13 protein-coding genes are annotated in these 11,665 nt (G+C 58.5%); 2 read left to right on the top strand and 11 right to left on the bottom strand.

All coding sequences use genetic code 11. The features are described 5' to 3' along the window. Positions 1 to 327 precede the first annotated feature (327 nt). The 4 genes from WCA53_RS03810 to WCA53_RS03795 all read right to left on the bottom strand — a co-directional run bounded on the left by WCA53_RS03810 (position 328) and on the right by WCA53_RS03795 (position 3,521). Positions 328 to 1,632 (bottom strand): hypothetical protein, encoded by a 1,305-nt coding sequence (locus WCA53_RS03810; RefSeq protein ID WP_423905617.1) that lies wholly within the window; start codon positions 1,630 to 1,632, stop codon positions 328 to 330. 196 nt (positions 1,633 to 1,828) lie between these two features. Further along, the gene (locus WCA53_RS03805) at positions 1,829 to 2,647 is read right to left on the bottom strand and encodes a peptidoglycan-binding protein (protein ID WP_423905614.1); all 819 of its coding nucleotides are present in this window, start codon (positions 2,645 to 2,647) and stop codon (positions 1,829 to 1,831) included. 202 nt (positions 2,648 to 2,849) lie between these two features. Continuing rightward, positions 2,850 to 3,062, bottom strand: coding sequence for a response regulator (locus WCA53_RS03800; protein ID WP_423905612.1), 213 nt, complete (start codon positions 3,060 to 3,062; stop codon positions 2,850 to 2,852). A 105-nt stretch (positions 3,063 to 3,167) separates the two neighbouring features. Next, entirely contained in the window at positions 3,168 to 3,521 is a 354-nt protein-coding gene (locus WCA53_RS03795) for an RsbRD N-terminal domain-containing protein (RefSeq protein WP_423905610.1), read from the bottom strand. A 335-nt stretch (positions 3,522 to 3,856) separates the two neighbouring features. Here WCA53_RS03795 and WCA53_RS03790 point away from each other — a divergent pair, with 335 nt between their 5' ends. Beyond that, positions 3,857 to 4,360: a DUF3455 domain-containing protein gene (locus WCA53_RS03790; RefSeq protein ID WP_423905608.1), complete on the top strand. Its 504-nt coding sequence runs from the start codon at positions 3,857 to 3,859 to the stop codon at positions 4,358 to 4,360. A 91-nt stretch (positions 4,361 to 4,451) separates the two neighbouring features. On the opposite strand, the gene WCA53_RS03785 is transcribed toward WCA53_RS03790, so the two are convergent. The 4 genes from WCA53_RS03785 to WCA53_RS03770 form a co-directional block, all read right to left on the bottom strand. Then, a complete protein-coding gene (locus tag WCA53_RS03785) occupies positions 4,452 to 4,946 on the bottom strand; it encodes a ProQ/FinO family protein (protein WP_423905606.1) in 495 nt (164 codons plus the stop codon). 260 nt (positions 4,947 to 5,206) lie between these two features. Next, a complete protein-coding gene (locus tag WCA53_RS03780) occupies positions 5,207 to 5,968 on the bottom strand; it encodes an SDR family oxidoreductase (RefSeq protein WP_423905604.1) in 762 nt (253 codons plus the stop codon). A gap of 53 nt (positions 5,969 to 6,021) precedes the next feature. Beyond that, complete coding sequence (locus tag WCA53_RS03775) at positions 6,022 to 6,915, bottom strand: alpha/beta fold hydrolase (protein ID WP_423905601.1); 894 nt, start codon at positions 6,913 to 6,915, stop codon at positions 6,022 to 6,024. A 22-nt stretch (positions 6,916 to 6,937) separates the two neighbouring features. Next, positions 6,938 to 7,780, bottom strand: coding sequence for an EamA family transporter (locus WCA53_RS03770; protein WP_423905599.1), 843 nt, complete (start codon positions 7,778 to 7,780; stop codon positions 6,938 to 6,940). A 222-nt stretch (positions 7,781 to 8,002) separates the two neighbouring features. Between WCA53_RS03770 and gcvA the strand changes: the two genes are divergently transcribed. Further along, positions 8,003 to 8,929: a transcriptional regulator GcvA gene (gene gcvA, locus WCA53_RS03765; protein ID WP_423905597.1), complete on the top strand. Its 927-nt coding sequence runs from the start codon at positions 8,003 to 8,005 to the stop codon at positions 8,927 to 8,929. A 13-nt stretch (positions 8,930 to 8,942) separates the two neighbouring features. On the opposite strand, the gene WCA53_RS03760 is transcribed toward gcvA, so the two are convergent. The 3 genes from WCA53_RS03760 to WCA53_RS03750 form a co-directional block, all read right to left on the bottom strand. Continuing rightward, a complete protein-coding gene (locus WCA53_RS03760) occupies positions 8,943 to 9,917 on the bottom strand; it encodes a sulfonate ABC transporter substrate-binding protein (protein ID WP_423905596.1) in 975 nt (324 codons plus the stop codon). Between the two features lie 304 nt (positions 9,918 to 10,221). Then, a complete protein-coding gene (locus WCA53_RS03755; protein WP_423905594.1) occupies positions 10,222 to 10,530 on the bottom strand; it encodes a peptide-methionine (S)-S-oxide reductase MsrA in 309 nt (102 codons plus the stop codon). 61 nt (positions 10,531 to 10,591) lie between these two features. Beyond that, positions 10,592 to 11,641: a glycine betaine ABC transporter substrate-binding protein gene (locus tag WCA53_RS03750; RefSeq protein WP_423905591.1), complete on the bottom strand. Its 1,050-nt coding sequence runs from the start codon at positions 11,639 to 11,641 to the stop codon at positions 10,592 to 10,594. Between the last annotated feature and the right edge of the window lie 24 nt (positions 11,642 to 11,665).

The raw sequence follows: 11,665 nt of genomic DNA, 5'->3' as shown, positions 1-11,665 counted from the left end.
GCTGAACTAGTTTTTGCTGCTGCTCATAGATGTCGTCGTACTCATGATTCAAAATCGCGTGGTCGCAAATAACCCGCTGGCCCGGCTGCTGCGCGCGCTCACATTGAATGTCGCTTGCCCATGAGATCGGGCTGCAGAGAAGCAGAAATAGCAGGACTGCGCGTCTGACACTCCTAGGCTGAAAAAACAATTCGGCTTCCTCTTAGTACACGTCAATCGGATATTACTCCGGTCAACGAACACAAGACCACTTTGCGGCCGAACGCCCCCGCCGACTCCGCCGTCAAAGACTTCGCTCAGTATCCGCACTGGGATGACCCGCCCGAATCACTTCGTTTGCGTCGGCTTCTGGTCGATGCTAAAGACACGGGTAATCATTGCATCAATCATGCGAAAGAATCCGTCTGCGCCATAGCCAGCCAGGAATGCAATTCCGGACGCCGAAAGCGTCAGCACGCCGGCACCCGAACTTATTTGTGCTGCCACGGAGGACGGCGTAAAAAATAATCCCACCGCAAGCCCCGCAATCGCTCCAAGGATAATTCGTATGATTGCAAGGGTCTCGTCGCGGGGTGACAGGATGCTCCCGGTTATGCGATTACTTATATCGCGCAAGAATGAAGCAATGGTTCCGACCAGCCCGAACAACACCGGCAATACATAACTTGCGTACGCCGACAGGACCAAGGTGATCGACTGAACGTCCTCTTGGGTTGCGATGGAGTCGCCGGCCTTGTTTTTTTCCAGCGTGGCTGACGTGGGAAACGGAATGATCAGCCAGTCGGAGGGCCACTTGTTAGCGAAGGTCGCAACATCGTTGATCGACTTTTCGTAACGCGCTTGATAGTACGACCACTGGTTGCAAAGCAGCCTGATCTGATTGCTCTGTGCCTCGATCCTGGCTTTGCAACGCGTCGGCACGCTATCGTGACTTTGCCGCTCTGCGGCGATTCCCGCATTTTCCTTGTCAACTAACGTATATATCTGACTGGTAACATCCGTCGCACTTTTTTGGTCCTCCTCGAAGCGAGAAGTTAGCTGAACTCCGTACACGACCAGCCACAAGAGGATCGCAGAAAATGTGGTGATCGCAGCCCCAACGCGAGCGACGCTTCTGTGAAAACATCGGAAGCGCTTCGCACTGGGGATAAGTCCTGGATAGGCTGCCTTCGCGACGGTGGCCCGAGTCCCTTTTTCGACAATGACAGTAGGTTGCTGCTCGGTCGATTCGTCACCCTTTGATTGAGCCGTTTCCTCCAGAAACATGTAGGTGTATGCGATCGTGAGTCCATTGGCCGGATGTGCGATTGAATTCAGCTTGTCCTTCACACAAAGCAGCAATGCGGAATTGTCCGCCCTTTCCGAAAGAGATAGATTCTCTTGCGGCGGATACCGCAGTGCACAGATTCGCCGGATCACCTCGATCGGCGGCAGTGTGGGCGTCTGATTAGCCCCACTGTCCGTATTGCCCCCATGATCGGGTTTATCTCCACGGACCGGGTATTTGATGTCACCGATATCCCATATATGGACATCCGGCCGCCCGGAAATAAAATCCATCAGCAGGAGGGCTTCATTAAGGTCACGCTGAAGTATCAACTGTTCTGCAGGAGACCCAACCTGACGAGACACAGTGCGATCGGGGTTAGGCGATGGGGAAGAGTCTGGCGATTGCCCAGACGCCGGTGTTCCACCTGTCGGAGCAGACGCAGCCGCAGTTGCGTCGGCGCCTGACGAGCCAGGATCGGGGGTGGGCGCCGAATCGGCGGATGGGGTCTGCCCAAGGTCGAGAGTCGGGGAACTCATGCCATTCACCTTGGCACAGGTCTCACGCGCCGGGCGAATCGGGTATTAAGGCCGCTCCGCGCTTGTAGGCGTCTTCGAAACGATCCAGACCGTTCGTGCCGCCGTTGACCAGTTTCCTTGCCGTTGCCATGTTCCCGGCAAGCAAGGCGTTCTTGATCGCAAGCTCCTTGTCCGCGAGAAACAGTGCGAGCAGATTCGCAGCGATGGCCGGGTCGCCAGCCAGGTCCGGATTCTTGATCAGATCGACGGACGGCGTGAGCTTCGGCCCGTAGGTCGCGTAGTTCGACCGCCCAGTGAGCTGGACGTATCCCCTACCCTTGAACTGCGCACCGTCCGGCGCCCCCTGATTACCCAGATCCTTGCGGTTGTCGTAGAGATCAAATGGATGGCCCGCCGGCGACGTGTTATACCGGGATTGCCCCTCGCTAATTGGCTCGAAGCACTCCACTTCCGCCCGCACGGTGGAAAGCGCCATCAGGACCATGGGCTTGTCAGCCACCTGATTCCTGATCAGCGCCGAAAGCACCGGCGGTAAATTGGTTCGGATATTTCCAATGGGCGTGATCGGAAACATCTGGCTGACGACCTCGACGGATACCGCGGGAACGGCCGACGGCAATTCATCCGAGTCGGCAAGACCTAGCGCAGTCAACGTACGCGGTCCTGCCACCCCATCCGGCAGCAACCCTTCGCTATTCTGGAACGAGATGACCGCGGCGACGGTGCCTTGCCCGTACATACCGTCGATCGCACCTGGACTGAAGCCATGTCCCGTGAGCGCTTGTTGTAGTGTCTTGACGTCGTCGCCGCTATCGCCCTGGTGAAGCATACCGTTTGGCATGGTTATTCTTCCTTTTCACGGTCGTGTCACGTCGACTGCCGAAACGCCTAATTCGGTTAAGAAGACAGTAGGCGATAGTTATAAGGTCTCCAGAACAAGCGGCTTTTTTATGTGGGTTAGCGCACATTTTACGGACGCCCAAAACCAAGAAGCGCGGGACTCGACGTTAGCGTCTGAATTATGTGTAACGGCGCCGAATCACCTACGTGGAGGCGACCTGTCTCGGGGCAAGCAACGTTTCCATCAAATCGAATAGCTTGTCGATCGGCACCGGCTTAGCAAAATAGTAGTCAAACCCGGCTTCGATCGCTTCCTTTTGGACCTCCGCCGTCGCGTAGCCACTAAGAGCGATTAATGTCAGCGGCTCCGTATTAAAGCGCTTGCGCAAACTGGCGGCGACATCGAAACCAGACATGTCGGCAAGCCAATATCTATTATCGCGGCTGTCGGTACAAACGCCGTGTCGGAAGATAAGGCTGCTTTCCGTCCAGCACTTGCGTCAGCTTCCAGAACTCCTCGTTTAGACGATCCGCGTCGTCGCCCGATTTGCGCAGACTGTCGAACAGGGCTTTTTCAGCGAGAAAATGAAGGTCGCGGTGTCTTCGGAGGAAAACCCTTGCACCACGCGTTCGCGCGACAGTTTAGCGAGATGCGCCCGGACTCCGTCCCATTGAGCACTGGTGATTTGCTCGGTGTAGTCGTTCTTTACGGCCGTCGCGAACACCGACAGGAAGGCACGCGAAGATTCCTTGATCTCCTGTTCCGAGAGAGCGCCGCCCTTCGCCCCACCCGAAAGTTGCTCGGCCACCCAGTTTGCAAGAATCTCTGCTTCGTCTTTTATTAATATGTCGGCCAAACCGGCGCGTTTAAGCAAGTTGTTCTCCTGAGTTCTGGTGGCGATTTTCGCAGCGGCTGATTATATGGGACAACGGTTGCAGAAAACGTTCCCGACTTGCTCGCGTTTGCTGTTTTATCCCCGATACTTTAGCGTTAGAGCGCCAACTCCAGTGCTAAGGTGATTCAGCCACCCACATAGGCCTCTTTAACGCGCTCATGAGAGACGGGATCCGCCGTGTCGCCGTTCAAAACGCATTGGCCCTTGCTAAGGAGATACCCTTGTGCGCTCGGACCCACAGGGCCGCGCACTCGAACAGGGCGCAGCGAAGGGCGCACTATTCATATCGTGTCATCCTTTCATGCAGGAGTTTCATGTCCATTATTTTCGACCGGGCGAGCCGGGTAGCCATCGTGATAGCCATGTGCGCTGCAAGCACTGCTGCGTTCGCTGCGCCCTCTATCGATCTCCCTCAGGCGGAACGCGTCCTGACGACGACCGCATCCGGCCTTCAGGTGTATTCATGCGAGTACGATGCGCAGAACCATCTAGGCTGGGTGTTCAAGAACCCACAGGCAACGCTCTACGATGCAAGCGGCCACGCACTGATCCGGCATTCGGCGGGGCCGTCGTGGGAGGCGGACGACGGCAGCCGGATCGTGGGGCGTGTGATCGCACAAACGCCAAGCGCAACCGCCGCGAGCGTGCCGCAGTTATTGCTCGAAACCCGCAGCACCGCCGCAAGCGGCATGCTGTCTGCTATTCGCTATGTGCAGCGCGTGAATACCGTGGGCGGCACGATGCCGACCGCGCCCTGTTCGGCCGAACATGAGCTCGGCAGCTCGCCGTACATCGCCAACTACATTTTCTACAAGTAGAATGCATTCCTAAGCATTATGCATCAGCAAAAAATCGTACAGCAGCCGCAGCCGCTGTCTAACCAGGCGTGGTGGCCGCCTGTCGCTCAACTCAGGACGTTGTCTTCGGAGTGGGTGCTTTTGCGGCAGCTCTGGCTAACCGCGATTGCTCGAATTTTTGCGCACGAGCTGCGTCTTCCGGCGACACGCGGCCGGCCTCCGCACCCGACAGATCTACTCGGATAGCATTGTTGACCAGCGCGGTCCAGTAACGGCTTCCTCGGCACCAGATCTTGATCGCATCACGCAGTTCTGTTTCACTCAATTTGAGCTCCGCCATGTGCGAGATCAGATCGTCGAAAATGCCTATTTTGAGCGGGATCTTGGGGGCTGGATTCTTGGGGAAGGCTGCCGGGAAGCGCTTTTGAAGGCGGCCAATGCTCACCACCACCGGGTCCACGGGTCGGGTATTCGCAGCAGGCATTACAGTTGAGGTCGGCGCGGCTGCAGGGACACGATTCGGGCGTGCCGGCGCTTTCGCGGGCGCTTTCGTGATGGCCGGCTTTGAAAGTTTTTCCTTGAGTCCTGCTAGCTGTTCGAATCCCATTGCGCTCACCCGGTAAAAAGGACTGGAATTGTAGCAGTCCAGCGTTTAAACGCTTTGAAGCAGGCGAGTGTACGTGCGTCAGTACAGCACCGGGCGCCGGAATCTACACAGATCCGCAAGCAGTGAGCAGCGCCCAGGCGCCGCGACCGTTGCGCGCAAAGCAACGCGTCGGGCACAGATCGACATCTTGGCCGTTCAAACCCCCAGACCAACCGCCACACGGTGCGTCGAGACAAGGGCCCAGCGCCGCGCCCTGTCGCTCACTTGCCGCCAGTGACATCTAGGAACGTGCCGGTGATGAAGGAAGCCTCGGCGCTTGCTAGCCATAGGATCGCTCGCGCAACCTCTTCAGGTTGACCGCCTCTTCCCATGGGGATCGAGTCTTTGACACGATCCACCCGTCCCGGCTCTCCGCCGCTAGCATGCATGTCAGTGTAGATGTGCCCAGGGCGAACGCAGTTGACGCGTATCCCCTCTCGCGCGACTTCCTTGGCGAAGCCGGTAGTGAATGTCTCAACAGCACCCTTCGAGGCAGCGTAGTCGACATATTCGTTCGGACTGCCGAGCCGGGCCGATGCCGATGAGATGTTGATCACGGCGCCGCCCCGCCCGTTATGACGATACGACATCCGCTTCACCGCTTGCTGTGCACAGAGGATAGGACCGATCGCGTTGACCGCGAAGATACCCTGTATCCGCTCGAATTCGAGATCCTCTAGCCGGGACTGCCGCGCAATGATTGCGGCGTTATTCACCAGCACATCGATCCGGCCGAACTTCCGGTCGATCACGGCGAATAGCTGAGCGACCTGCTCAGGATCCGAGCTATCCGCGCGCACGGCTAAAGCCCGGCGCCCGACAGCTTCCACATCAGCCGCCACCGCGAAGGCGGCAGACTCGTTAGAGACGAAGCTGATCGCTACGTCGTAACCTTGTGCGGCAGCAAGCCGCGCAGTCGCCGCCCCTACGCCACGACCTCCACCCGTTATCAGAATGACCGGGGCCTGCGGAACAGCATTCATTTAGTGATCCTTTACGTGATGGTGCTTGTATAAAATGGCGCAAACGCTCGGCATCAATCAATCCAGGCGTTGATATCAAGAACCGCGGCGGCGAACGCTTCTGGTGCCTCCTGCGGAAGATTGTGACCTGCATTCGGCACGACGCGGTTCTCATGGCGTCCCGTGAAGCGCCTTGCGTCTGCCTTTGTTCCCGACAATGACGATACGCCGTCGGCATCCCCCTCGAGTGTGATCGTCGGCACGGTGATCGACGGCATGGCGGCGAGGCGCCGCTCCATATCGTCGAACTGAGGATCGCCCTCGACCAGTCCGAAACGGTGCCGATAGGAATGGACTACAACGTCGACGAAATCTGGATTGTCAAACGCATCTGCCGAACGCGCGTAGGTGTCGTCGTCGAAGCGCCAGGTCGGCGACCACAAGGACCATAAGAGTCGACAGAACGCGCGCCGGTTTTCAGTCAGTCCGGCCCGGCCGCGTTCGCCATGAAGATAATATTGGTACCACATGCGATGTTCTTTTTCGGGGCTGGCTGGCCGCATGGCGGTGGCTATATCCTGGATGTTGTAAGAGTTCGCCGAAACCAGTCCGCGCGCTCTCGACGGGTATAGCGCAGCCACGACGCATGCTGCCCGGCCGCCCCAGTCATATCCGCCCAGCACGGCCTGTTCAATCTGAAGCGCATCGAGCAGTGATAACAGGTCTGCCCCCAGCGCTGCCTGCTGGCCCGAACGAAGTGTTGCCGCTGCAAGGAAACGGGTTGACCCATATCCGCGAAGAAAAGGTGTGATAACGCGGGCACCCTGGGATATCAGGCGTGGCGCCACGTCCTCGTACGCATGGATATCGTAGGGGAAACCGTGCAGCAGGACGACTGGCCATCCATCGGCTTCCCCCTGTTCGTCGTATGCGATGTCAAGCAGGTTGGTTGCAATGTTCTTAAGCATGGATTCCTCCTCTTAGGCAATGTCAAAGCCCCAGACAACCCCCCCCACCAGCGACGATCACGCACGCGAGCCAGCGTTTTCCACTGACCCTTTCCCGCAGGAACATTCGTCCGATCAGCACCGCAAACACTACACTGGTCTCGCGCAAAGCCGATACCGCGCCCATCGCGCCCGACTGCAACGCCCATATCACGATCCCATACGCTGCGATCGACACCAGGCCGCCGGCGAGCGACGAGCCAACCGCCATGGGCGCCGCCCGTACCGGCGCCCACAGGGCAGTGACCCCACGCGTCGCGGCGAACAGCACTGGCATCAGCCAATAGAACATGAACATCCACGCCGTGTAGGCGAGCGCCTGGCCGCCGGATGAGCGCACGCCCATGCCGTCGATCACGGTATAGAGCGCGATCGTCACACCCGTCGTTAGCGCGGCCAGTGCACCGCCGCGCGACACATGACGCCCCTCCAGCGCGATTGCAATGATGCCGCCCGATATCATCGCGATCCCCAAAGCGTGCAAGGGACCGATCGCCTCATGCGCGAAGAGCGCCGCGCCGAGCGTGACGAGCAGCGGCGACGAGCCGCGCGCAATCGGATACGCCTGCGCCAGATCGTTGCGGCGGTACGACCGTACGAGGGTCACGTTGTAGACGATATGCACGAGCCCCGATGTGACGACGTACGGCCAAGCGGCTGAGGCCGGCCACGGTGTGAACATAATCACCACCGTAGAGACCGTCGCGATGGCGATGCTCATCCAGGTCATGGACAGCAAGCGGTCGCGGTTGCCGTGCAGCATCGCGTTCCAGCTTGCGTGAAGCAGGGCGGCAACGAGGACGAAGCCACCGGTATAACTGAGCATGTAGGTTCCGAGCCGAAAAGGGTGCAGGAGACTATGCCCCGCGCCTACAAGCGCCACGAATCAACGCGAAGTGCCGGCGAACTCGAACATGCCTTTGCGGGTCCGCTCGCCGACTGATGACTGCTCACGCCAGAATCGCCGGCGCAGCAAACAGGATATCTATCTTGCGGCAGGCTGACAAACCAGATAAATTTCGCATTCGCGTTAAATAAACTATCTCGAATGAAACGGATATTGCCCCCACTCAATGCATTGCGTGCCTTCGAGGCCGCAGGCCGGTTTGGCAGCTTCAAGGAAGCCGCCGCCGAATTGCTCGTGACCCACGGTGCTGTAAGCCAGCACGTGCGCCTGCTCGAGGAATGGCTAGGCGCTGCGCTATTTGAACGGCACAACCGGCGCGTGGTGCTCACTCCGGCGGCGAAAACCTACTTAGCCGAAATCGGCCCTTTGTTCGAACAGCTTGCGCAGGCAACCGCCAGATATGGCGTCCCGCCAACGGCCTCCCGGACACTGTCCGTGAACGCGCTCGCAACATTCACATTGCGCTGGCTGGTGCCGAGACTAGCGAAATTCCGCGCCGAACATTCCGACGTGGACGTGAAGGTGGAAACTTCGAACGAGTCAGTCGAGAGTCTTAAGGACACCTATGACATCGTCATCCGGGGCGGCCCGGACACGTTCTATGGCTACTCGATGCGGCCCTTCCTGTCCGACGAGAGGATCCCGGTCTGCAGTCCTGCACTTCTTCAGCGACTGCCGCTTCGAATGCCGGAGGATTTGCGGCAGCATACGCTGCTGCACACTTCAAGTCTTCCGCGCCTTTGGCCGGACTGGTTGGCGAAGGCGCAGATTCCTGAACTCAGGCCCGCTGCAGCCCTGACCTTCGACCACTTCTATCTGACGTTGCAGGCTGCCATCGACGGAATCGGTATCGCGATGGGACCGACTGCGCTGGTATCGGACGATCTCGCCGCTGGCCGGCTTGTCGCGCCGTTCGTCGGCCCTCGCCTGCCGTCGCGCAGTTATTGCACTTACGTTCCGGATGGGAAGTCTGCGGACGATCGGGTCGTGTTGTTCCGCTCATGGCTCGAACGCGAGGGGATGCACTCGCAAACGGATACGGCCACGAAGCGGGCATCGACCATCTAAGCACGCGCGAGGCTCAAGCAAGCCTTGGCGGCGCCGCAGCGCTCACATCGATCCGGGACGGTAGCAGTTTGAGCTTGTAGAAAGCGTCCGCGATGCTTTGTTGATTGGCCAGGGCATCCCGCGAGAAGGGTTGCGTTCCATACTTGAGCCGCGTGAGCACCGTGATGACGATCGGTTGTGGAACGCCCCACAAGCGCGAGAATTCTACAGCCGCCTGCTCGCGATTCGTCGCTATCCAGTGATCGGCGGCGCCGACTTCCTCCAGCACGGCGCGCAGCACGTCATCATTTTTGTCCACGTAAGTGCGCGACGTGAAGTAGAACGCACGATTCTGGACCAGGCCCTGGCCATCCGCCACGATGCGCGCATTCCCCGTCGCCTGCACGACCGCGAGAAAGGGATCCCATATGATCCAGGCATCGACCGCCTTTTGCTCGAACGCCGCGCGGGCGTCGGACGGCGAGAGCCACACAGGCGTTACGTCGGTGTATTCGATGTTCGCCGTCGCAAGCAATTTCAACAACAGGAAATGCGTGTTCGATCCCTTGGTCAACGCAATGCGCTTGCCCTTCAACTGTGCCACCGATTTCACCGGCGAGTCATTCGGCACCACCAGTGCTTCACTGGCCGGACGCGGCGCGGTCTGGCCATAGTAGACAAACGGTGCCCCTGCCGCCTGCGCGAACACGGGCGGCGCCTCGCCTACGTCACCAAAGTCGATCGCACCGACATTCAGTGCCTCCAGTTGCGGTGGCCCGGACGGGAACTCGGTCCATTCGACGCTCACACCCAGCGGCGCCAGCCGATGCTCAAGGGTTCCACGTCCCTTTAGAATGCTTAACAAGCCCTTCTGGTAACCGATGCGCAGGAACCTCGTCGGCGCGAGGGGGTTGTTCTGTGCGTGCGCTTGCGGCAGCACCGATGAGGCAGCAAGCGTCAAGCCGCTTGCTACGAAACGACGGCGACTTAAAGAATGAAATCGATTCATGGATCAGTGAGCAGTGGCGCAATACGCGCGTTCTTGTCGCTAGCGGTTGCTAGCGGTTGCTAGCGCACCGTAAGCATACGATCTGCGATTCGCCGGGCGAACGAACAAGAAACGCAATGCTTATCGCTGGAACCCGCATGCCGGGCTCCTAACGGTTCGCTCGTTAAAGGCTACAACTGGTCCCACCGTGTCGCTCGACGTACCTTTGCTGATCCTCACTCGCCAGCTCGAAGTGCCCCAACGATGAAACCACAGTCGCAACCGGGCGCGCGAGGCGGCGTGAGTCCTCGAGCGTCGAAATCGCCTAGTGGGCTGTCTCTGCTTGTCGGGTCGAAGTCACAAAGATGGCCGAACGATATTTTGTTCCGACATCGTCTCCCTGCCGATCTACAGAGGTCGGGTCGTGTAGCTCCCAAAAGTGCTCAATCAGGGTGCCGAGTGTCAGCGTCTCTGGCGAGAAATCGACCTGGACAACTTCAATTCGCGAAGCACCCGGGCCAGTTCCCACCGCAAACCCCACCCGCGTATCGACCACGCCCGGTAGCTTTCGGAAGGCAGCTTCCGCACCCCAAAAACACCCTGCTCCGAAGGTGGCTTGTTCAACTTCAATCATTTCATGGCCTCTTGTGTTCTATAGGGGAGCGCGTTGCCACGCCACTGACCTTTCTGGCCAGTCACTGAGACGCGCTCACCGGCTTGCTGGCGTCAGCGAGCCATTTGTCGACGGTCGGGCGGTTCGCTGCTACCCACGCTTTCGCTGCGACATCGGCAGGCTGCTTGTCTTTCTCGATCTTCAAGATGAGATCGTTTAGCGATTTAGGATCGATTGCAACGTTCTCAAGGAATGCCGCGATTTTCGGAGAGCGCTTTTGCAGCGAACGGGACGCTAGCACATAGACCTTCGCGTCGGGGTAAGCACAGGTAATTTGACTCTTCTTAAGCCAGTCGCTGTCCACAGTCGGGCTGATGAACTTCCAGCAACCGTCTGCCTTGTATGACGGATCACCTTTCTTGTTGTCCTGGGCGTAGCCGTCGAAGGCAGGCTCGTCCAGACGGCGAAGATCATAAGCGGAAAAAATCCAGTCCGGCGTGTAGGCATAGAAGACCACACCGCGTCCCGCCTTATACGCTGCGTCCAATTTGGCGTAGGTCACCGAAGCTTCGGTGGAGACAGAGTCGAAGTTGCCCGAGAAGCCATAGTCCTTGGCTTTGACCTCGCCGATATTAGTCGACTCCCAACCGGCTGGTCCTACGAGCAATTCGGCTTTTCCGCCTCCCAGAGGGGCGAACAGCTTCGCCACCTCCGGCTTTTTCAGGTCGTAGACAGACTTCACGCCGTACTTATCCTGAATGTAGCCAGGCACGTAGAATCCCTGCACACCGGTATACGGATGCTTGTTGGGCACTAGTGAACGGGTGCCGCCCTCCACGTATTTCGCCCAGGCTGCGGATTGATTTGGAAGCCAGATATCCGGGAGCACGTCCACTGAGCCATCCCCCTTCGCGGCAGCAGCAAACAGCACAGGAACGTCCCCAGCAAGGTAAGACACGTCTGCGTCCAGCCGGGTAGAAATAACTTCACCAATAACGTGCTCAATAGCGATCGCCCCCGTCCAGTTCTGCTCCCCGATAACGATTTTTTCCTTGGCCAGAGCGGCGCCGGCGGGAACAAGAGCACCTGCTACCAAAGCGGCACTTACAACATGAATAATGAATTTGCGCATGGAAATACTCATTTAAGATCAAAC

This window comes from Caballeronia sp., from assembly GCF_049581465.1.
Classification (GTDB): Bacteria; Pseudomonadota; Gammaproteobacteria; order Burkholderiales; family Burkholderiaceae; genus Caballeronia.
This window is presented reverse-complemented; position numbering and strand designations above follow the sequence as displayed.

Coding starts and splice junctions, on each gene's coding strand:
- WCA53_RS03760 (WP_423905596.1), bottom strand. CDS start 9,917: ATGAATCGATTTCATTCTTTAAGTCGCCGTCGTTTCGTAGCAAGCGGC.
- WCA53_RS03785 (WP_423905606.1), bottom strand. CDS start 4,946: ATGGGATTCGAACAGCTAGCAGGACTCAAGGAAAAACTTTCAAAGCCG.
- WCA53_RS03750 (WP_423905591.1), bottom strand. CDS start 11,641: ATGCGCAAATTCATTATTCATGTTGTAAGTGCCGCTTTGGTAGCAGGT.
- WCA53_RS03770 (WP_423905599.1), bottom strand. CDS start 7,780: ATGCTCAGTTATACCGGTGGCTTCGTCCTCGTTGCCGCCCTGCTTCAC.
- WCA53_RS03780 (WP_423905604.1), bottom strand. CDS start 5,968: ATGAATGCTGTTCCGCAGGCCCCGGTCATTCTGATAACGGGTGGAGGT.
- WCA53_RS03800 (WP_423905612.1), bottom strand. CDS start 3,062: ATGTCTGGTTTCGATGTCGCCGCCAGTTTGCGCAAGCGCTTTAATACG.
- WCA53_RS03805 (WP_423905614.1), bottom strand. CDS start 2,647: ATGCCAAACGGTATGCTTCACCAGGGCGATAGCGGCGACGACGTCAAG.
- WCA53_RS03755 (WP_423905594.1), bottom strand. CDS start 10,530: ATGATTGAAGTTGAACAAGCCACCTTCGGAGCAGGGTGTTTTTGGGGT.
- gcvA (WP_423905597.1), top strand. CDS start 8,003: ATGAAACGGATATTGCCCCCACTCAATGCATTGCGTGCCTTCGAGGCC.
- WCA53_RS03775 (WP_423905601.1), bottom strand. CDS start 6,915: ATGCTTAAGAACATTGCAACCAACCTGCTTGACATCGCATACGACGAA.
- WCA53_RS03790 (WP_423905608.1), top strand. CDS start 3,857: ATGTCCATTATTTTCGACCGGGCGAGCCGGGTAGCCATCGTGATAGCC.